General features: G+C 60.5%; 20 protein-coding genes. 6 read left to right on the top strand and 14 right to left on the bottom strand.

All coding sequences use genetic code 11. From position 1 onward, the window contains the following. Positions 1-194: 194 nt before the first annotated feature. The 3 genes from betA to betI all read right to left on the bottom strand — a co-directional run bounded on the left by betA (position 195) and on the right by betI (position 4,184). Positions 195-1,892, bottom strand: coding sequence for a choline dehydrogenase (gene betA / locus C5F71_RS10165; protein WP_070994075.1), 1,698 nt, complete (start codon positions 1,890-1,892; stop codon positions 195-197). Positions 1,893-2,024: 132 nt separating this feature from the next. After that, positions 2,025-3,497, bottom strand: a complete 1,473-nt coding sequence (gene betB, locus C5F71_RS10160) for a betaine-aldehyde dehydrogenase (RefSeq protein ID WP_092231023.1) — start codon at positions 3,495-3,497, stop codon at positions 2,025-2,027. Positions 3,498-3,590: 93 nt separating this feature from the next. Further along, positions 3,591-4,184, bottom strand: coding sequence for a transcriptional regulator BetI (gene betI / locus C5F71_RS10155; RefSeq protein ID WP_010207128.1), 594 nt, complete (start codon positions 4,182-4,184; stop codon positions 3,591-3,593). 378 nt (positions 4,185-4,562) lie between these two features. Between betI and C5F71_RS10150 the strand changes: the two genes are divergently transcribed. After that, positions 4,563-6,500: a BCCT family transporter gene (locus C5F71_RS10150; protein ID WP_224791161.1), complete on the top strand. Its 1,938-nt coding sequence runs from the start codon at positions 4,563-4,565 to the stop codon at positions 6,498-6,500. A 184-nt stretch (positions 6,501-6,684) separates the two neighbouring features. Here C5F71_RS10150 and choV read toward each other — a convergent pair whose 3' ends face one another. From choV to C5F71_RS10130, 3 genes are all read right to left on the bottom strand, one after another. Beyond that, a complete protein-coding gene (choV, locus tag C5F71_RS10140) occupies positions 6,685-7,863 on the bottom strand; it encodes a choline ABC transporter ATP-binding protein (protein ID WP_029300678.1) in 1,179 nt (392 codons plus the stop codon). Further along, positions 7,860-8,705 (bottom strand): choline ABC transporter permease subunit, encoded by an 846-nt coding sequence (gene choW / locus C5F71_RS10135; RefSeq protein ID WP_029300676.1) that lies wholly within the window; start codon positions 8,703-8,705, stop codon positions 7,860-7,862. Before choW ends, choV begins: the two co-directional genes overlap by 4 nt. A gap of 67 nt (positions 8,706-8,772) precedes the next feature. Further along, positions 8,773-9,720 (bottom strand): choline ABC transporter substrate-binding protein, encoded by a 948-nt coding sequence (locus C5F71_RS10130; RefSeq protein WP_029300674.1) that lies wholly within the window; start codon positions 9,718-9,720, stop codon positions 8,773-8,775. A 427-nt stretch (positions 9,721-10,147) separates the two neighbouring features. Between C5F71_RS10130 and C5F71_RS10125 the strand changes: the two genes are divergently transcribed. Together C5F71_RS10125 and C5F71_RS10120 are read left to right on the top strand one after the other, a co-directional pair. After that, complete coding sequence (locus C5F71_RS10125) at positions 10,148-11,524, top strand: L-serine ammonia-lyase (protein WP_104911057.1); 1,377 nt, start codon at positions 10,148-10,150, stop codon at positions 11,522-11,524. Positions 11,525-12,021: 497 nt separating this feature from the next. Beyond that, positions 12,022-13,125 (top strand): GlxA family transcriptional regulator, encoded by a 1,104-nt coding sequence (locus tag C5F71_RS10120; protein WP_029300670.1) that lies wholly within the window; start codon positions 12,022-12,024, stop codon positions 13,123-13,125. Between the two features lie 106 nt (positions 13,126-13,231). Here C5F71_RS10120 and C5F71_RS10110 read toward each other — a convergent pair whose 3' ends face one another. From C5F71_RS10110 to C5F71_RS10090, 5 genes are all read right to left on the bottom strand, one after another. Beyond that, positions 13,232-13,495: a hypothetical protein gene (locus C5F71_RS10110; RefSeq protein ID WP_092231017.1), complete on the bottom strand. Its 264-nt coding sequence runs from the start codon at positions 13,493-13,495 to the stop codon at positions 13,232-13,234. A gap of 365 nt (positions 13,496-13,860) precedes the next feature. Further along, the gene (locus C5F71_RS10105; RefSeq protein ID WP_070993946.1) at positions 13,861-14,334 is read right to left on the bottom strand and encodes a thioesterase family protein; all 474 of its coding nucleotides are present in this window, start codon (positions 14,332-14,334) and stop codon (positions 13,861-13,863) included. A gap of 123 nt (positions 14,335-14,457) precedes the next feature. After that, positions 14,458-15,423: an L-carnitine dehydrogenase gene (locus tag C5F71_RS10100; protein WP_029300666.1), complete on the bottom strand. Its 966-nt coding sequence runs from the start codon at positions 15,421-15,423 to the stop codon at positions 14,458-14,460. Between the two features lie 144 nt (positions 15,424-15,567). Next, positions 15,568-16,455, bottom strand: a complete 888-nt coding sequence (locus tag C5F71_RS10095; protein WP_029300665.1) for a 3-keto-5-aminohexanoate cleavage protein — start codon at positions 16,453-16,455, stop codon at positions 15,568-15,570. A 74-nt stretch (positions 16,456-16,529) separates the two neighbouring features. Beyond that, positions 16,530-17,468 carry a choline ABC transporter substrate-binding protein gene (locus tag C5F71_RS10090; protein ID WP_104911055.1) on the bottom strand — a complete coding sequence of 313 codons (939 nt, stop codon included), beginning with the start codon at positions 17,466-17,468 and terminating at the stop codon, positions 16,530-16,532. Between the two features lie 193 nt (positions 17,469-17,661). Between C5F71_RS10090 and C5F71_RS10085 the strand changes: the two genes are divergently transcribed. After that, positions 17,662-18,597, top strand: coding sequence for a GlxA family transcriptional regulator (locus tag C5F71_RS10085; RefSeq protein WP_092231006.1), 936 nt, complete (start codon positions 17,662-17,664; stop codon positions 18,595-18,597). Between the two features lie 181 nt (positions 18,598-18,778). On the opposite strand, the gene C5F71_RS10080 is transcribed toward C5F71_RS10085, so the two are convergent. The 3 genes from C5F71_RS10080 to C5F71_RS10065 all read right to left on the bottom strand — a co-directional run bounded on the left by C5F71_RS10080 (position 18,779) and on the right by C5F71_RS10065 (position 21,843). Beyond that, positions 18,779-20,083: an IS4 family transposase gene (locus C5F71_RS10080; RefSeq protein ID WP_104910675.1), complete on the bottom strand. Its 1,305-nt coding sequence runs from the start codon at positions 20,081-20,083 to the stop codon at positions 18,779-18,781. Between the two features lie 908 nt (positions 20,084-20,991). Beyond that, positions 20,992-21,399 carry a DUF3010 family protein gene (locus tag C5F71_RS10070; protein ID WP_104911054.1) on the bottom strand — a complete coding sequence of 136 codons (408 nt, stop codon included), beginning with the start codon at positions 21,397-21,399 and terminating at the stop codon, positions 20,992-20,994. 42 nt (positions 21,400-21,441) lie between these two features. Further along, entirely contained in the window at positions 21,442-21,843 is a 402-nt protein-coding gene (locus C5F71_RS10065) for a lysozyme inhibitor LprI family protein (RefSeq protein WP_029296999.1), read from the bottom strand. 220 nt (positions 21,844-22,063) lie between these two features. Here C5F71_RS10065 and C5F71_RS10055 point away from each other — a divergent pair, with 220 nt between their 5' ends. Together C5F71_RS10055 and C5F71_RS10050 are read left to right on the top strand one after the other, a co-directional pair. After that, complete coding sequence (locus C5F71_RS10055) at positions 22,064-23,041, top strand: dipeptidase (protein WP_029296997.1); 978 nt, start codon at positions 22,064-22,066, stop codon at positions 23,039-23,041. Between the two features lie 69 nt (positions 23,042-23,110). Continuing rightward, the gene (locus C5F71_RS10050) at positions 23,111-23,641 is read left to right on the top strand and encodes a DUF5943 domain-containing protein (RefSeq protein ID WP_003194877.1); all 531 of its coding nucleotides are present in this window, start codon (positions 23,111-23,113) and stop codon (positions 23,639-23,641) included. Positions 23,642-23,656: the final 15 nt, after the last annotated feature.

Below are 23,656 nucleotides of genomic sequence, written 5' to 3'. Positions count from 1 at the left end.
GAAGCCGGCGTGTCGGTAGGGAGGTGAAACGTTTGCGCGAGGGACTAGATTAGGCCGGCGCGGGGGTGGGATCAAGGGTGGGGCGGTGTAGGAGGGGTTTTGTACGGGGAGCTTGCACGCGAATGTCGTTAACGATGACGCGGGGCAGTTGGTGCCCCGCGGGGTTCTGAGGTTTTTCGCGAGCAAGCTCGCTCCTACAGGCTAGGACCCACTTCACGCAACGGCTTGCCACGCACTGGCGCATCGCCGGCCACGTAGTAGTCGGCGGTGCTGCGCGGCAACTGGCGGCCACGCATCTTGTCGGCGATTTTCTCGGCGATCATGATGGTTGGCGCGTTCAGGTTACCGGTGGTGATGATCGGCATGATCGACGCATCGACCACCCGCAGGCCCTGCATGCCATGCACGCGGCCTTCGCCATCGACCACGGCCATTTCGTCGGTGCCCATCTTGCACGAGCAGGACGGGTGGAACGCGGTTTCGGCGTGCTCGCGGATGAACTTGTCCAGTTGCTCGTCGGTTTGCACCTCGATGCCCGGGCTGATTTCGCGGCCACGGTACTGGTCCAGTGCCGGCTGCTGCATGATTTCACGGGTCAGGCGGATGCCATCGCGGAACTCCTGCCAGTCCTGCTCGGTGGCCATGTAGTTGAAGAGGATGCTCGGGTAGTCCCGTGGGTTCTTCGACTTCACTTGCACACGGCCACGGCTCGGCGAACGCATGGAGCCCATGTGTGCCTGGAAACCGTGCTCTTTCACACCGTTGCTGCCGTTGTAGTTAATCGCTACCGGCAGGAAGTGGTACTGGATGTTCGGCCACTCGAATTCTTCACGGGTACGAATAAAGCCGCCCGCTTCGAACTGGTTGCTGGCGCCGATGCCGGTGCCGTTGAACAGCCATTCGGCACCGATCGCCGGCTGGTTGTACCAGAGCAGCGACGGGTACAGCGAGACTGGCTGGGTGCAGGCGTATTGCAGGTACAGCTCCAGGTGGTCCTGCAGGTTTTCGCCGACGCCTGGCAGGTCGTGGACCACCGGGATGTCGAGGCTTTCCAGCAGTTTGGCCGGGCCGACACCGGAACGTTGCAGCAGTTGTGGCGAGGCGATTGCGCCGCTGCACACCAGCACTTCCTTGCGCGCACGGGCTTCAACACGTTCTTCGGCGGCACCGATCAGGTAACGCACGCCGACCGCACGCTTGCCTTCGAACAACACTTTGTCGGTCAGGGCATGGGTGACGATGGTCAGGGTCGAGCGCTTCTTGGCGGTGTCCAGGTAGCCACGGGCGGTACTGGCGCGACGGCCGTTCGGCGTGACGGTACGGTCCATCGGGCCGAAGCCTTCCTGCTGATAGCCGTTCAAGTCTTCAGTGCGCGGGTAGCCGGCCTGCACGCCGGCTTCGACCATGGCGTGGAACAGCGGGTTGTTGCCGGCCTTGGGCGTGGTCACGCTGACCGGGCCTTCGCCACCGTGGTAATCGTTAGGGCCGATGTCGCGGGTTTCGGCCTTGCGGAAATACGGCAGGCAGTCGAGGTAGCTCCAGTTTTCCAGGCCTGGCAGTTTCGCCCAGTTGTCGTAGTCCATGGCGTTGCCACGGATGTAGCACATGCCGTTGATCAGCGAGGAGCCACCCAGGCCCTTGCCGCGACCACATTCCATGCGGCGGCCGTCCATGTGTGGCTCTGGATCGGTTTCATAGGCCCAGTTGTAGCGGCGGCCTTGCAGCGGGAACGCCAGGGCAGCTGGCATCTGGGTACGGAAATCGAGACGGTAGTCCGGGCCGCCGGCTTCCAGCAGCAGGACGGTGACGCCTTCGTCTTCGGTCAGACGGGTCGCCAGGGTGTTACCGGCAGAGCCGGCACCCACAATGATGTAGTCGTATTCTTGGGACATAAATGCACCCTCTTTGGAGATGGTCAGGTCGGGCTCCATCGCGGGCAAGCCCGCTCTCACAGGGGAACGCATTCCAATGTGGGAGCTGGCTTGCCTGCGATGGCGGCCTCGCAGGCAATACAGAACTCGGGTTTAGAACACCGAGGCGTAGTCGCCCAGCTCAACCTGTACCGATTTGATGCGGGTGAAGTTGTTCAGCGAGCTGATCCCGTTCTCACGGCCAACACCCGACTGCTTGTAGCCGCCAACCGGCATCTTGGCGTCGGACTCGCCCCAGGCGTTGATCCAGCAGATACCCGCTTCGAGCTGATGAATCACGCGGTGGGCGCGGTTCAAGTCCTTGGTCACCAGGCCAGCAGCCAGGCCGAAGTCGGTGTCGTTGGCACGACGGATCACTTCTTCTTCAGTCTCGTAGGTGAGGATGCTCATCACTGGGCCGAAGATTTCTTCACGCACGATGGTCATTTCGTCGGTGCAGTCAGTGAACACAGTCGGTGCCACGAACGCGCCCTTGGCGAAGTCGCCGTCGGTCAGACGGTCGCCGCCGCACAGCAGGCGTGCGCCTTCTTCTTTACCTTTGGCGATGTAGCCGAGCACGCTTTCCATGTGGGCGAAGCTGACCAGCGGGCCGAAGTTGGTGTTTTCGTCTTCTGGGTTGCCGACGCGGATGCGCGCTACACGCTCGACGATCTTGGCTTCAAAGGCGGCTTGCAGGTGCTTTGGAATAAACACGCGAGTGCCGTTGGTGCAGACCTGGCCGGAGCTGTAGAAGTTGGCCATCATCGCGGTATCGGCGGCACGATCCAGGTCGGCGTCGTCGAAAATGATCAGCGGGGATTTGCCGCCCAGTTCCATGGTCACGTCTTTGAGCGAGGAGCTCGACGCGCTGGCCATGACCTTCTTGCCGGTATCGGTGCCGCCGGTGAAGGAGATTTTTTCGATGCGCGGGTGCTCGGTCAGCCAGGTGCCGACTTCACGGCCGCTGCCGGTCAGGACGTTGAACACGCCATCCGGAACGCCGGCTTCGGTGTAGATCTCGGCCAGTTTCAGGGTGGTCAGCGACGTCACTTCACTTGGCTTGAAGATCATTGCGTTGCCGGCAGCCAGGGCTGGGGCGGACTTCCACAGGGCGATCTGGATCGGGTAGTTCCACGCGCCGATGCCGGCGACCACGCCCAGCGGCTCGCGGCGGGTGTAGACGAAGGAGGTGGTGCGCAGCGGGATCTGCTCGCCTTCGATGGCAGGCACCAGGCCGGCGTAGTATTCCAGCACGTCGGCACCGGTGACGATGTCGACGTACTTGGTTTCGGAGAAGGATTTACCGGTGTCCAGGGTTTCCAGGGCAGCCAGTTCATCGTTGCGCTCGCGCAGGATTTCCACGGCGCGACGCAGGATGCGCGAACGCTCCATGGCAGTCATCGCGGCCCAGATTTTCTGGCCCTTTTCGGCGCTGACCACGGCACGCTCGACGTCTTCGAAAGTGGCGCGTTGCACGTTGGCGAGAACTTCACCGTTAGCCGGGTTGATGGCTTCGAAGGTGGCATCGCTGCCAGCGTCGCTGTAGCCGCCGTCAATGTAGAGTTTTTGCAGTTCGAAACGGGCCATAAAGTCCTCGCAAGTGCATAAGTGGTTGGCGTTAACCACTGAGGGGCGCAGCCCACTCAGTAGCCGTTCAGGGGTTGAGCGTTTATGTGTGCTCTAACTCACCTGCTTGGCCAATTGGAAATCCATGTATTCGTAAGCGATCCGTTGCGCCTGCTCCGTGTCGAAAGCGTCTCCCGACAGGGCGCCGCGCAACCACAAGCCGTCGATCAGGGCCGCCAGGCCTCGGGCTGCTTTGCGTGCGTGCGGCAGCGGTAGCACTCGGCGGAACTGGCAGCACAGGTTGGAATACAGACGTTGATCGTTGATCCGCTGCAACCTGTGCAAAGACGGGTGGTGCATGCTGGTGGCCCAGAAGGCCAGCCAGGTTTTCATTGCCGGTCCGTTGACCTGGCTGGCGTCGAAGTTGCCCTCGATGATCACCCGAAGGTGCGCCCGTGGGCTGTCGTCCTTCAGCGCAAGCCTGCGTTCGTGGACGTTCTCGATCAGCACATTCATCAGGTACCGCATCGTTGCGGCGATCAGGCCATTCTTGTCCTGAAAGTAGTGACTGATGATGCCGTTCGAAACTCCGGCCAGACGGGCGATCAGCGCAATGCTGGCATCTCCCATCCCAACCTGATCGATGGCCGTCAATGTGGCTTCGATCAACTGCTGGCGGCGTATGGGTTGCATACCGACCTTGGGCATGTAGCACCTCTCCTTAGGCCTGCCGACGGGCGTAAACGTTCGTCGGCTTGAGGGCCAGTCTATTTTGTTTTGATTGAACGTTCAATCAACAAAGAATAAGATCTGCGACAAATGGTCGCTGCCTACAGGTATTTCCTACGTGTCGGCAGGCACATCTGACATCCGTAAAAACCCCTGAAACAGCCCGTCACAGCGCTTCGCTGGGGTTCGGGGTTTTTCGGGATGTCTTTATAACACCCGTCCGTCGACTGCCGAAAAATCGATGGCGCGGGTCAAGCGCTGCCTTGTGTCCTCTCTCGCACTGCCCGGAGCCTCTGTGCCATGAGTTCTGCCTCTCTTATAAAGACCCCACCGGAAAAGGTGCGGGTCAACGGTTGGGTGTTCTACACCTCCACCGCGTTGATCCTGTTGTTGACCGCCGTTCTGATCATCGCCCCGCAAGAGGCCGGCAGAATGCTGGGAGTCGCCCAGACCTGGCTCTCGAAAAGCTTTGGCTGGTACTACATGGTGGTCATCGCCGCCTACCTGGTATTCGTGGTGGGCCTGGCGTTTTCCTCCTACGGCAAATTGAAGCTGGGCAGCAAGGCCGACACTCCAGACTTCAGCTACGGCGCCTGGGCCGGCATGTTGTTCTCTTCGGGCATCGGCATTTCGTTGCTGTACTTCGGCGCGTCCGAGCCGTTGGACCACTACTTCAACCCGCCTGAAGGCGCCGCCGCCACCCATATGGCCGCGCGCCAGGCGTTGCAGTTGACCTTCCTGCACTGGGGCCTGCATGGCTGGGCGATCTATGCGCTGGTCGGCCTGGCCGTGGCGTACTTTGCCTACCGGCATAACCAGCCGCTGGCGCTGCGTTCGGCGCTGTACCCATTGATGGGCGAGCGCTGGGTCAAAGGCGCGGCCGGTCACGCGGTGGACGGCTTCGGCATGTTCGTGACCCTGCTGGGCCTGGTGACGAACCTGGGGATTGGTTCGATGCAAGTGTCGTCCGGGTTGGAAAACCTGTTCGGCATGGAGCACAGCAACACCAACCTGCTGATCGTGATCATCGTGATGAGCACCGTGGCGACCATCGCTGCCGTGTCGGGCGTGGAGAACGGCATTCGCCGTCTGTCCAACCTCAACATTGTGTTGTTCAGCGGCCTGTTGATTTTTGTGCTGCTGTTTGGCCCTACCCTGCACTTGCTCAACGGCTTTGTGCAGAACATCGGCGACTACATGAACGGCCTGGTGCTCAAGACCTTCGACCTGTACGTGTACGAAGGCGATGGCGAGAAATCCGAGCGCTGGATGGGCCTGTGGACCCTGTTCTACTGGGCCTGGTGGATTTCCTGGGCGCCATTCGTGGGCATGTTCATCGCGCGTATTTCCCGTGGCCGTACCGTACGTGAACTGGTGGCGGGCGTACTGCTGATTCCGCTGGGCTTTACCCTGGCGTGGCTGTCGATCTTCGGCAACTCGGCCCTGGACCTGGTCCTCAACCATGGGGCCGTGGAGCTGGGCAAGACCGCGCTGGAGCAACCCTCCATGGCGATCTACCAGTTGCTGGAATACTACCCGGCGTCGAAAGTGGTGATCGGCGTGTCGATCTTTGTCGGCTTTGTGCTGTTCCTGACGCCGGCGGATTCCGGCGCGGTGATGATGGCCAACCTGTCGTGCAAAGGCGGCAACGTGGATGAGGATGCGCCGCACTGGCTGCGGATCTTCTGGTCGGCGGTGATCACCCTGGTGACCATCGGTTTGCTGTTTGCCGGTAACTTCGAAGCCATGCAGACCATGGTGGTGCTGGCGGGCTTGCCGTTCTCGGTGGTGCTGATCTTCTTTATGTTCGGTTTGCACAAGGCCATGCGCCAGGACGTGGCCATCGAACAGGAGCAGGCGCAATTGGCCGAACGCGGCCGTCGTGGTTTCAGCGAGCGCCTGACTGCCCAGGACCTGCAACCGAGCCAGGCTGTGGTGCAGCGTTTCATGGACAAGAAAGTCACCCCGGCGCTGGAAGAAGCGGCCGTGGCGTTGCGCGCCCAGGGGCTGGATGTGCAGACACTGTTGGGTAAATCCAAGCGCTGCATTGGCGTGCGGATCGAGATGGAAGGCAACCCGTTTGTCTACGAGGTGAGCCTGGATGGCTACCTGGCGGCGCCGAGTGAGTCGATCGAAGCGCACGAGGAGCGTGCGCGCTACTACCGCGCCGAGGTCTACCTGCACAACGGCGGTCAGGAATACGACCTGATGGGCTTCACCCAGGAACAGATCACCCGGGATGTGCTCGATCAGTTTGAAAGCCATCGGCAGCTCCTTGGCCGTGTCTATAGCTGATAAAAGCCGGCGGTGTCGTCACTGACACCGCCTGTTCAAACTTGGCAATGCGGTCAAATGTAGGAGCGAGCTTGCTCGCGAAAAACGTCAACGATAACGCGTGTTTCCTGGAGGAACCCGGTGCCTGTGAGTTTTTCGCGAGCAAGCTCGCTCCTACATTGATCCAGTTCCTTCAGTTGGGTCTTCAGCCCAGGTTCTTGCCCAGCAGGGCGTGGTACAGCTCGCTGTCCCCCAGAATCCCCACCACCTTGTTGTTGTCGTGCAGCACCAGCTTGTTGCCGGTCTGGTAGCGAATCTGCAACGCATCACGCATGCCGATATTCGAATCCACCAACGTCGGCAACCGCCCCAGGCCTTCCACGGCTTGGCCCGGCGCCCAGTTCTGCAGGTTCATCGCTACGCCATTTTGCCGCGCGCCCTGGATGGTGTTGCCTTCGGCCAGGTCCAGCCACGAGTCGCCGCCCGGATCCAGGCATACCGAACCGTTGACCCGCTTGCAGTTGTCCAGGGTGCGCATCAGGCTGCGGCCGCACAAAACGTTGAGCGGGTTGGTATGGGCGACGAACGTGCGCACATAGTCATCCGCCGGGTTCAGCACGATCTCTTCCGGCACGCTGTACTGGATGATCTTGCCGTCTTTCATGATCGCGATACGGCTGCCCAGCTTGAGTGCCTCGTCGAGGTCGTGGCTGACGAACACGATGGTCTTGCTCAGCTTGCGTTGCAGCTCCAGCAATTCGTCCTGCAGGCCCTGGCGGATCAGCGGGTCGAGGGCCGAGAACGGTTCGTCCATCAACAGGATGTCGGCGTCCATCGCCAGGGCGCGGGCCAGGCCGACGCGCTGCTGCATACCGCCTGAGAGTTCGTCGGGTTTCTTGTTGCGCCATTGGGTCAGGCCGACCAGTTCGAGCTTTTCGTCCACCAGCTTGCGCCGCTCCTTCTCGGGGCGACCCTGCATCTCCAGGCCAAAGCTGATGTTTTCGCGCACAGTCAGCCAAGGCATCAGGGCGAACTTCTGGAACACCATGGCGATGCGCTTGGTGCGCATCATTTTCAGCTCTGCCGGCGTGCACGAAGCGATGTCGATCTGGCGACCTTCATGCTCTACAAACAACTGGCCACGGCTCACGGTGTTAAGGCCGTTGATACAGCGCAACAGGCTCGACTTGCCGGAACCGGACAGGCCCATCAACACGCAGATCTCGCCTTTCTCGATATCCAGGCTGGCTTTTTCAACGCCGACAATCTGCCCGGTCTTTTTCAGGATTTCGTTGCGGTGCATCCCCTCGTCCAACAGCTTGAGGGCTTCGCGTGGGTCTTTGGAGAAGATCACATCGACATTGTCGAATCGGATAATGCTCATGCATCACCCCCTACTTTGGCATCGGGTTGTTTGCAGATACGGTCGAGCATGATGGCCAGCAGCACAATCGCCAGGCCCGCTTCAAAGCCCAGGGAAATGTCGGCGGTGTTCAGCGCGTTGACCACGGGTTTGCCGAGGCCGTCGGCGCCCACCAGGGCCGCGATCACCACCATCGACAACGACAGCATGATGCATTGGGTAATACCGGCAGCAATGCTCGGCATGGCGTGGGGCAGTTCGATGCGCGAGAGCAGTTGGCGGCGCGAGCAGCCAAAGGCCTTGCCGGCATCCATCAGTTCTTGCGGTACATCGCGGATGCCCAGGTAGGTCAGGCGGATTGGCGCGGCGATCGCGAACACCACCGTGGAGATCAGCCCGGGTACCACCCCCAGCCCGAAAAGGGTCAGGGTCGGGATCAGGTAGACGAAGGTCGGCACGGTCTGCATCAGGTCGAGCACCGGGCGCATCATCGTGTAGAACATCGGTTTGTGCGCGGCAACGATGCCCAGCGGCACGCCGATCAACACGCAAACCAGGGTGGCGAACAGCACCTGGGCCAGGGTCTCCATGGTTTCCTGCCAGTACCCCAGGTTGAGGATCAACAGGAAGGAGACGATGACAAAAACAGTCAGCCCCCATTTACGTTGAATGTAGTGTGCAAGCAGCGCAATCAGACCGATCAATGCCAGCGGATTGAACCAGGTCAGCGCGAACGTCACGCCGTGGATCATCGTTTCCAGTGTCGATGCGATCGCGTCGAAATAATCGGCGCCGTTCTGCGTCAACCATTCGACGAAGGCAGCGATGTACTGGCCTAGGGGGATTTTCTGTTCAGTCAGCATGGTAGTGAATGTCCACATGCGAAGAGGGAAAACATCCTGGGCCGGCACGCCGGCCCAGGGTCAGCGATTACTTGTCGAGATAGGCTTTTACGGCGGCAAGTCCTGGTTTGCCATCAAGGGTGGTGACCCCGGCGAGCCAGGTGTCGAGTACTTGTGGGTTTTTCTTCAGCCAGGCCTTGGCGGCGGCATCGGGTTTGATTTTGTCGTCGAGGACGTTACCCATCAGGGTGCTTTCCATGTCCAGGGTGAACACCAGGTTTTTCAGCAACTGGCCCACGTTGCTGCATTCCTCGGAGTAGCCCTTGCGGGTGTTGGTGTAGATGGTGGCCTGGCCGTAGTTGGGGCCGAACGAATCGTCACCCCCGGTCAGGTATTTCATCTTGAAGCGCGTGTTCATCGGATGCGGTTCCCAGCCGAGGAACACGATGGCCTTGTCGCGTTTGCTGGCACGTTCGACCTGGGAAAGCATTCCGGCTTCGCTGGATTCGACGATCTTGAAACCGGCCGATTTCAAGCCAAAGGCGTCCTTGTCGATCAGTGTCTGAATGGTGCGGTTGCCGTCATTGCCAGGCTCGATGCCGTAGATCTTGCCATCCAGTTCGTCCTTGAATTTGGTGATATCGGCGAAGTCTTTCAGGCCCTTGTCGTACAGCGCTTGTGGCACTGCCAGGGTGTACTTGGCGTTTTCCAGGTTGGCGCGCACGGTTTCCACGGTGCCGGCATCACGGTACTGCTTGATGTCGTTCTCCATGGTCGGCATCCAGTTGCCGAGGAAGATATCCATGTTCTTGCCGTCGGCCAGGGACTTGTAGGTCACGGGTACGGAAATCATCGTGGTGCGGGGCTTGTAGCCCAGGCCCTTGAGGATCTCGCTGGTGGTGGCGGTAGTGACGGTGATATCGGTCCAGCCGACATCGGAGAAGTTGACGGTACTGCACTGCTCGGGATCAGCAGCGTGAGCCGCAAGGGGAAGACTCAGCATGGCGGCCAACAACAACGGGGGGGAACCTTTCATGGGTTTGGACTCCTGGTGTTTTTCCGGCGGTGCTTGACCGCGCTTATAAGTGTTGCAGTTGGGGCGTGCGAGCTAGGTGCCGCCTTGGTGCCTTGCAAACGAGTCGAGACTGATCATGTACCAGTGAAAATCTGACGCCTACAGGGTGCGTCGTATCCAGTACAGGGATGGTCGTATCCAGTGTCGGTGACGTCGCTTACAGGTTTTTCCACAGGCAAAACTGCACTTTTTCTCGATCTGCACCGCCAAAAACGGCGATTACGCCCCATTGCGCGGGGACGACGCTGGTGAGCATGGGTATGTCGGTGTGAGACGCCGGACGGCGCAGCGAAAGCTTGATGATGCGGCCATCTGGGCGACTTGAGCGTAGCAGCTCCGCCAACAGGCGTTATTGCGCCTGGACTGTGCTATCGAGGAGTTTCGCGCAATGGCTATCAGCGTTTTCGACCTGTTCAAGATTGGCATCGGGCCGTCCAGTTCCCACACCGTCGGCCCCATGCGTGCCGCGGCGTTGTTTGTGCAAAACCTGCGTGAGCGTGCTCTTTTGGAACAGGTGCAGCGCGTCGAAGTTCAGCTGTATGGCTCGCTGTCGGCCACCGGCATCGGCCATGGCAGCGACAACGCGGTGATCATGGGGCTGATGGGCGAATGGCCGGACGCGATTGATCCGTCGCAGATCGGCCTGCGCATCGAGACCCTGCGCCAGACGCAGACGCTGCTGCTGGACAACCGCGTGCCGGTGCCCTTTGTATGGTCGCGGGACATGCGCCTGATCGACGAGAACCTGCCGTTCCATCCCAATGCCATGACCCTGGTGGTCTACGGCGCCCAGACCGAATTGCATCGCGATACCTACTATTCGGTGGGGGGCGGTTTTGTGGTGGATGAAGCCCAGGCGCGCAGCGGCGTGGCCGATATGGACCGCACCGAGTTGCCCTATGATTTTTCCAGCGCGGTGGAGCTGTTGCAGTTGTGTAACACCCACAATCTGCGCGTTGCCGAATTGATGCTGGCCAACGAAAAGGTCTGGCGCTCGGAGGAAGAAATCCGCAGTGGCCTGATGAAGCTCTGGCGCGCCATGCAGGACTGCGTTGAGCAGGGCCTCAAGCACGAAGGCATCCTGCCCGGCGGCCTGAATGTGCGCCGCCGCGCTGCCAAGTTGCACCGCAGCCTGCAGGAATTGGGCAAGCCGAATGTGATCGGCTCGACCTTGAGCGCCATGGAATGGGTCAACCTGTTCGCCCTGGCCGTCAACGAAGAAAATGCCGCCGGTGGGCGCATGGTCACCGCACCGACCAATGGCGCGGCGGGGATCATTCCGGCGGTGCTGCACTACTTCATGAAGTTCAGTGAGCAAGTCACCGAGGCCAACGTGGTGGACTACTTCCTCGGTGCGGCGGCCATCGGCATCCTGTGTAAAAAGAACGCTTCGATCTCCGGTGCCGAAGTGGGTTGCCAGGGTGAAGTCGGCTCGGCCTGCGCCATGGCCGCGGCGGGGCTTGCCGAGATTCTTGGCGCAACCCCGGAGCAGGTGTGCAACGCCGCCGAAATCGGCCTGGAACACAACCTGGGCCTGACCTGCGACCCGGTGGGTGGCCTGGTGCAAGTGCCGTGCATCGAGCGCAACGCGATTGCGGCGGTCAAGGCGATCAACGCGGCGCAGATGGCCTTGCGTGGCGACGGCCAGCACTTTATCTCCCTGGACCGGGTGATCCGCACCATGCGCGATACCGGCGCGGACATGCATGACAAGTACAAGGAAACATCGCGGGGTGGGTTGGCGGTGAGTGCCGTCGAATGCTGAGACCGAGTCGCCTGCATCGCAGGCAAGCCAGCTCCCACAAAAGTGATTTGTGAATACATTCAAATGTGGGAGTGGGCTTACCCGCGATGGCGGTAGTTCAAACACCGCTGCTCATAAAGTGAACACCCCCGCCAAAAGCGCTGCCTTTTAGCGCGTCGCAAACAGATAAGTAGCTCCCAAACGATATTCCCGCCTGCCACCCGTCGCCCGTGCGTGTGGTGACACCCGTTTCCTACGTCCTGAAAGCGCCTTCCCACAAGTGCTACCGATCTGCTCACAGACCTTGAACGTAGGCTTTTTCCACGTCATATCCTCACGCCGGGCGGGGGCTTATATAGACACCTCACAGGTCGTTTTTAGGATTTATTGAATGCCTATTCAAGTTTAGGCATGGCATTTGCTCTATCAATCCAAAGCCTCTCTCCTGATGGATGAAGAGTGCAATAACAAGAGCCTCGCCTGAGGCCATCACCCGCTTTGTGTGAGGAGATACCGCGATGACGTCGTTCAACTCCGGGGCCCAACCCCAGAACCGTGCGCCTCAATCCATCGGCTTTTTGCTGCTGGACAATTTCACGCTGATTTCCCTGGCGTCCGCAGTCGAACCGCTGCGCATGGCCAACCAATTGTCCGGCCGCGAGCTGTATCGCTGGACCACCTTGAGCGTCGACGGCAACCAGGTATGGGCCAGCGATGGCCTGCAAATCACCCCCGATTGCTCCATGCACAAAGCCCCAGCCCTGGACACCGTGATTGTTTGCGGTGGCGTGGGTATCCAGCGCACCGTGACCCGCGAACATGTGTCGTGGCTGCAAAGCCAGGCGCGCCAGTCCCGTCGCCTCGGCGCGGTGTGCACCGGTAGCTGGGCCCTGGCCTGCGCCGGCCTGCTCGACGGATTTGACTGCAGCGTGCACTGGGAATGCCTGGCATCCATGCAGGAAGCCTTCCCACGGGTGTCGATGAGCACGCGCTTGTTTACCCTCGACCGCAATCGCTTCACCAGTTCGGGCGGCACCGCGCCGCTGGACATGATGCTGCACCTGATCAGCCGCGACCACGGCCGTGAACTGTCGGCGGCGATTTCCGAGATGTTCGTGTACGAGCGCATCCGCAACGAACAGGATCACCAGCGCGTGCCGCTCAAGCACATGCTCGGCACCAACCAGCCGAAGCTGCAGGAAATTGTCGCGCTGATGGAAGCCAACCTGGAGGAGCCGATCGACCTCGATGAACTGGCCGTGTACGTCGCCGTCTCGCGGCGTCAGCTGGAGCGGCTGTTCCAGAAATACCTGCACTGCTCGCCGTCGCGCTACTACCTCAAGCTGCGCCTGATTCGTGCGCGGCAGTTGCTCAAGCAAACGCCGATGTCGATCATCGAAGTAGCCTCGGTGTGCGGGTTTGTGTCCACGCCGCACTTCTCCAAGTGCTACCGCGAATACTTCGGCATTCCGCCACGGGATGAACGCGTAGGTTCCAACACCACCCAGCAAGTGGCGATGATGCCGATCCCGCAGGCGTTGGTGTTGTCACCGTTGGCCGGGCCGATGTCGGCGTTGAGCCAGGCGCGCAATGAGTCGACGTTTGCCAGTGTAAGGCTGTAGACCGAGGCGTCTGTATTCGCGAGCAAGCCCGCTCCCACATTTGACCGAGTTCCACCTTTGAAATGCAGTCAAATGTGGGAGCGGGCTTGCTCGCGAATGCGGTGTATCAGGCCCCGGAGTTCTGCTTGAACTGCACCAGGGCCGGGAACAACTGCTTATCAATCGCCTGGCGCACCGCCGGCAGAATCGTCGCGCTGCCGGTGTACATCTGCTCAACCATGCCCTTGAGCGCCTTGGCCCGCGCTTCACTCAAGCCGCGTACCGCGCATTCACAGGCCTGCTCGGCGGTGGCGCCGTTGGGCACCTCGAAACCCAGGGAGCGCAGTTGGCTCAACAGGTCATCCTGATCAATCAAATCCGCGTGCATCATGATGTTCATCCTGGTTAAGAAAGACTTCAATCAGGTTTGATTCTGGTGGGCCGCCAGCGGGTCGGCAAGGCCTGAATGCTGCAATGGCTGGGACGACTATGAACAGGTCGTTTTCGGGCCAGTTACCGGGCAGCGTTGCGGGCACACTTAGGTTCAAGCAAGCGGTTTGACGGTTTGGTCACCCTCGGGACGCACGCTCACACAAAGCACTCTGCCTCGATCTTGTCACGGCTTGATCGGGGCTTTTTTATGCCTGCTTTTTTGTAGGCGCGAGCTTGCTCGCGAAAAACTCAAGGACGCCGCGTCTAACCAGGCAGCGCGCGTTATCGTTGACGTTCTTCGCGAGCAAGCTCGCTCCTACACGGTTAGCGTTGGGGCAGGCCGATGACGCGTCCGAGCAGGGCAGGCCGGGGCAGGTCTGCTTGCTCGGCGCTGAGCATCGCCAACCGCTGCGCAACCGCCTCGCTGAACGGTGCCGAGCGTGGCCCGGCCAGGTCGACATGCAGCAGCATCTGTTCATTGCCCGCCAGTTCCCGTGCTTCGCCGACCCGATGCAGGCTGTGATAGAGATGCAGGCGCTTGCTGTCATGGGCGATCAGTTGGGTGTGCACTTCAACATCGGCGCCCAGCTTCACTTCGTGCAGGTAATTGAGGTGCAGTTCCAGGGTGAACAACGAATGGCCGCTGGCTTCGCGGTTGTCGCTGTCCAGGCCCAGGGTGTCCATCAACGCATCGGTGGCGTAGCTGAAGATCAGCAGGTAGAACGCATCGCGCAGATGGCCGTTGTAATCGACCCAGTCGGGGATGATTTTGGTGGTGTAGGTGGTCAACGTTGGCATGTCATGAATCCCAAGGTGTACGCAGTCAAAATGTGGGAGCGGGCTTGCTCGCGAAAGCGGTGTGTCAGTTGGTGCATTCGGTGCTGATGCATCGCTTTCGCGAGCAAGCCCGCTCCCACAGGGTTATTCAGTGAAGCTCATGCCGTGTTTGGCCTTGGTGGTCTTCACCGCTTCCAGTACCGCCAGCAAACAATCATCACGATAGCGCTCCAGCGCTGAAATGCTATGGCTGCCCAACTGCTCGCGGGTGCCATCGACCACATCATCAATCAGTTTGTCCGTCAGTTCCGGTGCCGGCAGGTACGTCCACGGCAGTTGCAGTGCCGGGCCGAATTGCGCCATGAAATGCCGCATGCCGGCATCGCCGCCGGCCAGGGTGTAGGTCAGGAACGTGCCCATGAACGACCAGCGCAAACCGGCGCCAAAGCGGATCGCATCGTCGATCTCGCCGGTGGTCGCCACACCGTCGTTGACCAGGTGCAGCGCCTCGCGCCACAGCGCTTCGAGCAAGCGGTCGGCGATAAACCCCGGCACTTCCTTGCGCACATGCAAGGGGCGCATGCCGAGGGACTCGTAGACTTTGATGGCTGCCTGGATTGCTTCGGGTGCGGTGTGTTTGCCGCCCACAACTTCTACCAGCGGCAGCAGGTACACCGGGTTGAACGGGTGACCGACCACGCAGCGCTGCGGGTGGGTGGCGCTCTCATAAAACTCACTGGGCAGCAGGCCCGAGGTGCTGGAGCCGATCAGCGCGTCGGGCTTGGCCGCCGCACTGATCTTGCTGTGCAATTCCAGTTTCAGCTCCAGGCGTTCCGGGGCGCTTTCCTGGATGAAGTCGGCGTCTTGCACGCATTCTTCGATGGTCGCGACAAACCGCAGGCGGTCCTGGCTGGCGCCCGGTGCCAGGCCCTGTTTTTCCAGGGCGTCCCAGGCATTGGCGACACGTTTGCGCAAAGCCGCTTCGGCCCCGGGCGCAGGGTCCCAGGCCACCACATCCAGGCCGTGGGCGAGGGCGCGGGCCACCCAGCCACTGCCGATGACACCGCTGCCCAGGGCGGCGAAGGTTTTGATCTCGGTGATAAAGCTCATTTGGGTAATTTCCAGTGCTAAAGAGGTTCATTGTGGGAGCTGGCTTGCCTGCGATAGCGGTGGGTCAGTGCCATATGTCAACTGATGCACCGCTATCGCAGGCAAGCCAGCTCCTACATTTTTGAGCGGGTTGCGGCAGGGGGATCAGCTGCGTTTGGTCAGGCCCATTTTTATGCGGCCTTCTGCCGGGGTCAGCACTCGCGCGCCCAGGCGGCTGAGGATTTCCCCGGCGCGCTCCACCAGTTGCCCATTGGTCGCCAGTACGCCCTTGTCCAACCACAGGTTGTCTTCCAGCCCGACCCGCACATTGCCGCCCAGCAGCACGGCTTGCGCCGCCATCGGCATCTGCATGCGCCCAATCCCGAAGCCGGCCCACACCGCATCAGCCGGCAGGTTGTCGACCATGGCCTTCATGGTGGTGGTGTCGGCCGGGGCGCCCCAGGGGATGCCCAGGCACAGCTGGAACAACGGGTTGTCGAGCAGGCCTTCCTTGATCATCTGCTTGGCGAACCACAGGTGGCCGGTATCGAAAATCTCCAGCTCGGCCTTCACCCCCAGTTCCTGGATACGCTTGGCGCCTGCCCGCAACTGGGCCGGGGTGGAGACGTAAATGGTGTCGCCATCGCCGAAGTTCAGGGTGCCGCAGTCCAGGGTGCAGATTTCCGGCAGCAGTTCTTCGACGTGGGCCAGGCGGGTCAACGGGCCGACCAGGTCGGTGTTGGGGCCGAACTCCATGGGAGTCTCGCCGCCACCGATTTCCAGGTCGCCACCCATGCCGGCGGTGAGGTTGACGATGATGTCGATATCCGCCTCGCGGATGCGCTCCATCACTTCGCGGTACAACGCTACGTCGCGGCTGAACTTGCCGGTTTGCGGGTCGCGCACATGGCAGTGCACCACGGTGGCGCCGGCTTTGGCAGCCTCCACCGCCGCCGCGGCGATTTGCTTGGGCGTGACCGGCACGTGTGGGCTTCTGGCGGTCGTGTCGCCAGCACCGGTGAGTGCGCAGGTGATGATGACGTCGTGGTTCATGGGGCGGGTTCCTTACAGGCGTGAGGGTGCTGTTCGCGGCCGTTGATGGCCGCGAAACGGGGATTCAGGAGAAGTTACTTGCTGGTCAATTGCAGGTTGGCGGCCGCCGGCTTGCCATCGAAGGTCGTCACGCCTTCCAGCCAGCGCTGCTGGTCCTGGGGGTGATCCTTGAGCCACTGTTTGGCGGATTCCAAGGCATCCTTGTGCTCCAGCAGCGGCTGCATCATCCGGCTCTCGTCGGCGGCGGTGAAGGTCAGGTTGGTCAGCAACTTATGCACATTCGGGCACTGCTCGGCGTAGGTCGGCGTGGTGACGGTCCAGACCGTGGCCATGCCTTCGTTGGGGCCCAGGGCGTCCTCGCTGCCCGACAGATAGGTCATCTGCACATTGACGTTCATCGGGTGCGGCGCCCAGCCGAAGAACACCACCGCCTCCTTGCGGCGCACGGCGCGGTCCACGGCGGCGAGCATGCCGGCCTCGCTGGACTCCACCAGCTGGAACTTGCCCAGGTCGAACTGGTTCTTGGCAATCATCGCCTTGATCTGGGTGTTGGCCCCCGAGCCCGGCTCGATGCCGTAGATCTTGCCGCCCAGTTCTTTGTGGAAATTGGCGATGTCGGCGAAGGTTTTCAGGCCCTTGTCGGCCAGGTAGGTCGGCACTGCGAGGGTGGCGCGGGCGTCCTTGAGGCTGGGCGTGTCGAGGACTTTCACTTGGCCGGCGTCGACGAACGGGGTGATGGTCTGGGTCATCAACGGGTTCCAATAGCCGAGGAACAGGTCCAGGCGCTGGTCGCGAATGCCGGAGAAGATGATTTGCTGGGAAGCACTGGTTTGCTTGGTGGTGTAGCCGAGGCCGTCGAGCAGCACCTGGGTCATGGCGCTGGTGGCGATCACATCGGTCCAGTTCACTACACCCATGCGCACGTTTTTACAGGAGGCGGCATCGGCGGCCCACAGGCTGGTGCTCAGGACGGCGCTGAGCGCGAGCACGCAGCGGCTGATCAGTCGGTTCATGATGGATCCCTCGGCAGGTCGTTATTGTGGGTTCCGGCGTCTTTGTGCACCGTGTCGCCAAGTTACCCACCTTGATGCCCGGTAAAACGCACGGCGGCGACCCGATCTTGCACTGTGGCGACCTGTGCCCTTGAATGGGCGTTGGAACTGACGTATCACAGTGACCACGCTACCCGTCCCACGAGTGCGCACCATGTCCCAGGATTTCTACTTTCTGCTGATGCCGGGGTTTTCCGCCATCGGCTTTATCTCTGCCATCGAACCGCTGCGCGTGGCCAACCGTTTTCGCGGCGAGTTGTATCGCTGGCACGTATTGAGTGCGGACGGCGGCGCGGTGCTGGCGAGCAATGGCATGTCCGTCAACGCGGACGAGGGGCTGGCGCCACTGAAAAAGGGCGCGACTTTGCTGGTGGTCGCCGGCTTCGAACCGCTGGAGTTCGTCACGCCAGCCCTGGAGCACTGGCTGCGCCGCCTCGATCATGACGGTGTGCCTCTGGGCGCCATCGACACCGGCAGCTTCGTCCTGGCCCAGGCCGGCCTGCTCGATGGCTACCGTCTGACCCTGCACTGGGAAGCCATCGATGCCTTCAAGGAGTCCTATCCCGCGCTGGCCGTGACCCAGGAACTGTTCGAAATCGACCGTCGGCGCATCACCTGCGCCGGTGGCACCGCCTCCATCGACTTGATGCTTGACCTGATCAGCCAGGCCCACGGCCCGGAACTGGCGATCCAGGTCTCCGAACAGTTCGTGCTGGGCCGCATCCGCCCGCGCAAAGACCACCAGCGCATGCAGATCGCCACTCGCTACGGGATCAACAACCAGAAGCTGGTGCAGGTGATCGGCGAGATGGAACAACACACCGAACCGCCCCTGAGCACCCTGGCGCTGGCGCAGATGATCAAGGTCACACGGCGCCAACTGGAGCGTCTGTTTCGCCTGCACCTGAACGAAACACCGAGCACCTTCTACCTAGGCCTGCGCCTGGAAAAAGCCCGCAAACTGCTGCGCCAGAGCGGCATGAGCGTGCTGGAAGTGAGCATTGCCTGCGGGTTTGAGTCACCGTCGTACTTCACCCGAAGCTACCGGGCGCGGTTTGCCAAGTGCCCACGGGAGGATCGGCGGCGGTAGGGCATACGCCGACACAAAATGTGGGGCTTGCCTGCGATCGCTGTGGGTCAGCAACTTATCTGCCAACTGATACACCGCTATCGCAGCATGAGTATCTACACGACCCGCTCTTCTGGGTATGTGTACATATCCGTTGCCGCGGTCGCGGCGGGTATGGGTTCCGCTTTTACAGCCAGCCCTTTCAAGGTCTTTTGAGCTTAGCTGCCTTGAGTACCCGATCCGTCGACACGTGAGCATTCGCGGCTTTGCCTTCCAGCCACTCTTTGGGTTTAGGCACCTTTGGCCCCCGTTTGCTCTTGGCGACCGCTTTAGGTAGGACGTTTTTCGCCAGCGTCAGTAAGTACGGAGCCAATCCTGCTTCAGGAATTGGGATCGATAAGGGCTCTGGCGGCAAGGCAATCTGCATGCCTTCATATCCGCTGCGTACCTGTACCGTCAGGTGGAAAATCGATGCTTCCCAATCGTCGGGCAGGATCTGGCGATGAGCCTGCTCAACGCTGCGTTTGAGCACCGCCAAAACGTTGTAAGCCAACACGGCCGACGCAAACCCCAACAGGGCTGCTTTGGGGTTGCCCAAGGTTTCGATTTCACTGTCCAACACCGCTTCCAGGCGCTGGAACATCCCTTCGATACTCCAGCGACGGCGGTACAAATCGGCGATTTGCTCGGCACTGATAGAGTCAGGCAAGTTGCTCCAGAACAGCAGCGTGGTGTCGCCGGATTCGGTGGGTTTTTGCAGCTTCAGTTCGACTCGCCGCCACTGGCAACCACCTTTTACTTCGATGATTTGCTCGCGCACGCTGCCTGCCGCAACCGCGATAGGCTCCTGCCAATCGCCTTCCTTAAGCAGACGTGGATGTTTGCTCTGTTCGCGGATGATGAACGAGGCCCCGGTATCTTCACAGGCCCCCATGACCGGGAGTGTGCAGTAGAGTCGATCAGCCATCCACAGTTGTCCCGCACTGGCTTTTTCCAGCAATGGCAGCACGCTGACGCGTTCGCTGGCATAGGCATCTTCACAAGGCTGAAGATCGACGACCTGGTCCAGATCGGGGTCGTAAACCACAACGGAAAAACCAGGCCGGGCGGCGCCCCGTTCCCTGCGCAAAGCGCCCAGGCGCTTTTCGCTGGAAGGCAGGTGGTTACCGTCAACGACCCTTAATTGCCAGCCAGGCAAAATGGCTGAGTGCCCCAGCTCTTTTATCGTCGGGGCCAAGCGCTCTGCGCTCCCGGTGACCAGGGCGCGCAGCAGCGCAGGCTCTGTGCGGCTGACCTTGTCATACAGCGCCGCCAAGCTAACAGGAAGGTCTTCCATCTGCCGCGCGGCGGCATGCAGAGAAGGTCGCAAGCCCAATGAAACAAGGGACATCAGTTCAACAATGGTTGAAAACAAAAGCTCGCGTGGGTACTGCCGCTGACGATGTTCTTCGAACACCTGATCGACCCATTCAGCAGGAACAGCCTGTTCCAATATCACTTTGGTCATGACACTGGCCGGTGCTTTTTTCTCAAACCGCGCTAGAACTTCTGCCCACATCGATTTCGTTCCCCTGACTGGCGTTTTGGGGGATTTTATCAAAGACCTTGAAAGGGCTGGCTTTTACAGCGGCTCACTTTTGAACAGCGCAAAAGTAAGCAAAACGCTCATGCCCCACCACTCGGCACCTCGCCTAGGCTCGGTGTGCCCGTCATCCGACATTGATTTTGGGAGTCGCCGCGATGGGCCATCCATGGCCCAGCGCGGCTAAACCGGCGTCCTGCCGGTTTACTCCCAAAATCAATATCGGATGACGGCCAGCGTGGTTCAACGGGGCGCTAAGATCAAAATCACAAGCAAAGCGAGGCGGCCTGACAGCCGACCTGATCGTCGAATCGTGCGCGTACCCCTGTGGGAGCGGGCTTGCTCGCGAATGCGCTGGGTCAGTGATGGATATATTGACTGATACACCGCATTCGCGAGCAAGCCCGCTCCCACAGGGGAATGCAGCTTCGCGCTCTGGCGTTGCTGTTGATCTGGCTTTTGATCTTAGGCGCCCCGTTAAACCACGATGGCCGCAGGCAGGTATTGCGCAGTGGGCACCCCGGCAGGATGCCGGGGTAGCCGCGACACGGCCATGGATGGCCGATCGCGGCGGGCCCACGGAGCAATGCCTGACTGCGGGCATGCCGAGCCTAGGCGAGGCACCGAGTGGTGGGGCAAGAGCGTTTTGCTTACTTTTGCGCTGTTCAAAAGTGAGCCGCCGTAAGGGCGGAACCCATGGCCGCCGTGACCGCAGCAATGGATATGCCCCCTACATCAGCCCAAAACCCAGAGCCCAGAAGTATCAGAGAGTTGTGTAGATACTCATGGCTATCGCAGGCAAGCCAGCTCCCACATTGGATGTATGGGGTGGCTTATTTTTTTACCAACGCCGAGCACGCGGTTTTAAAGGCTTCATGCTGATACTTGTTCAGCGTCGCCGGCAGTTCGAAGTTGTGCTTCTTGTACTGCGCATTGATGGTCTGCGGCGACAGCAGGGTCACTTCAACGCCGTCCAGCAACTGCAACACGCCTTCGATCTTGAACGTGGTCGGGCCGCCGGCGAATTCGCCTTTCTTGCTGCGCTTCTTGATCGCGATGCGGGTGATGCCGTTATCGCGCACAAACGCGGCCACTTGGCTGGCGAAGGCTTTGACGTTGGCAGCCTCGTCATCGTCCTCAAGGGCGATTTTCTTGGTGGCCATGGTGACGTGGGTCAGGTCCGGGGCGGCAACGGCGATGATGGCTTCGCTGCCTTTGATTTCGATGCCGCACAGAGTCATGGGTAGCCTTGGTTCAGAGGAAAGGATGCGCGCGATTGTCGCTTATTCCTGGCCAATCGACTCCAAAAACTCCGACCGCTCATCACTCATCCGCGCCAGGCAGTCATTCTGCGCAATGGCGTAGGCCTTGGTGCCGGTAACTGCCGGGAAGGTGTCCACCGCGCAATCGGCATCCCGCAGTTTTTCCCACTTCTGCTGGGCATCCTTCAGACGAGCGGTAATGTCCGCCAGTTTGGTCTTGTCGCTGCCGTAGGTAGAACCCATGCGTTCCAGCAGGCCTTGATAGTTGTCTTTCAACAACTGCTCGGCGGTGGTTTTGTTGTAGGAGGCGCATTCCAGGGTCTGTTTGTCGTTTTCGATGCCATCACACGGGGTGCTGTCGGTGTCTTCGGCCGCGTGGACGCCAGTGGCGAGGAGTGCCAAAGCCAGGAAAATCGGTTTCATTGCGCCTTCTCATATCGGTGGATGGGTCGAATTCTGGCTCAAGCGTAGGCCAAAGAACAGATGCACGACAGACACGTCCGTGCACCCTTTGTCGTGGATTGACGCTTTCGGCAATTCCCCTGTCGTTTTTGCACCCGGCTCGCTCAGTCCCTGGGCATATGCTGGCCCCAAAGCGCCGGCAGACGATTCGGCGCATGAATCGCCAATAAGGGGACGCCTGATGAGCCCAGCCGAACTGCACGCCGACAGCATCGTTATCGACGGGCTGATCATTGCCAAGTGGAACCGCGACCTGTTCGAGGACATGCGCAAGGGTGGCCTGACGGCCGCCAACTGCACGGTGTCGGTGTGGGAAGGCTTCCAGGCCACGATCAATAACATCGTGGCCAGCCAGACCCTGATCCGCGAGAACAGCGACCTGGTGATCCCGGTGAAAACCACCGCCGATATCCGCCGCGCCAAGGAGCAGGGCAAGACCGGCATCATCTTCGGCTTCCAGAATGCCCACGCGTTTGAAGACCAGCTCGGCTACGTCGAGATCTTCAAGCAGCTCGGCGTCGGCGTGGTGCAGATGTGCTACAACACCCAGAACCTGGTGGGCACCGGCTGCTATGAGCGCGACGGCGGCCTGTCGGGCTTCGGGCGCGAAATCGTCGCTGAGATGAACCGCGTCGGTGTCATGTGCGACCTGTCCCATGTCGGCTCCAAGACCAGTGAAGAAGTCATCCTCGAATCGAAAAAACCAGTGTGCTACTCCCACTGCCTGCCGTCCGGCCTGAAAGAGCACCCGCGCAACAAGTCCGATGAAGAACTCAAGTTCATTGCCGACCACGGTGGTTTTGTCGGCGTGACCATGTTTGCGCCATTCCTGGCCAAGGGCATCGATTCGACCATCGACGACTACGCCGAAGCCATCGAATACACCATGAACATTGTCGGCGAAGACGCCATTGGCATCGGTACCGACTTCACCCAGGGCCATGGCCAGGATTTCTTCGAAATGCTGACCCATGACAAGGGCTACGCCCGCCGCCTGACCAGCTTCGGCAAGATCATCAACCCGCTGGGCATCCGCACCGTGGGCGAGTTCCCCAACCTGACCGAGACCCTGCTCAAGCGCGGCCACAGCGAGCGCGTAGTACGCAAGATCATGGGCGAGAACTGGGTCAACGTGTTGAAAGACGTCTGGGGCGAATAAGCCACCGTTTTTTCTCCCCCGGCCATTCGTGCCGGGGCATTACCAAGAATTTTCTGGAGTTAAGTTTCCATGGCCAAGATCGCCCCGCAATTGCCAATCGAAGTCGACAGCGAAACCGGTGTCTGGACCTCCGACGCCTTGCCGATGCTGTACGTACCGCGTCATTTCTTCGTCAACAACCACATGGGCATCGAAGAGGTGCTGGGCGCTGATGCCTACGCCGAAATCCTCTACAAGGCCGGCTACAAATCCGCCTGGCACTGGTGTGAAAAAGAAGCCGAATGCCACGGCCTGGAAGGCGTCGCGGTGTTCGAGCACTACATGAAGCGCCTGTCGCAGCGCGGTTGGGGCCTGTTCAAGATCCAGGACATCGACCTGGATAAAGGCACCGCCAGCGTCAAGCTCGAACACTCGGCATTCGTCTACGTGTACGGCAAGGTCGGGCGCAAGGTCGACTACATGTTCACCGGCTGGTTTGCCGGCGCCATGGACCAGATTCTGCAGGCGCGCGGCAGCAATATCCGCACCGTCGCCGAACAAGTCTACGGAGGCTCCGAAGAGGGCCATGACGACGGTCTGTTCACCGTCAAGCCGTTGTAAGCCGAGGACCGTGCC

This window comes from Pseudomonas sp. LG1D9, assembly GCF_002949995.1.
Classification (GTDB): domain Bacteria; phylum Pseudomonadota; class Gammaproteobacteria; order Pseudomonadales; family Pseudomonadaceae; genus Aquipseudomonas; species Aquipseudomonas proteolytica.
Note: the sequence above shows the minus strand (reverse complement) of the source record. Positions and strands in the feature narration are given on the sequence as shown.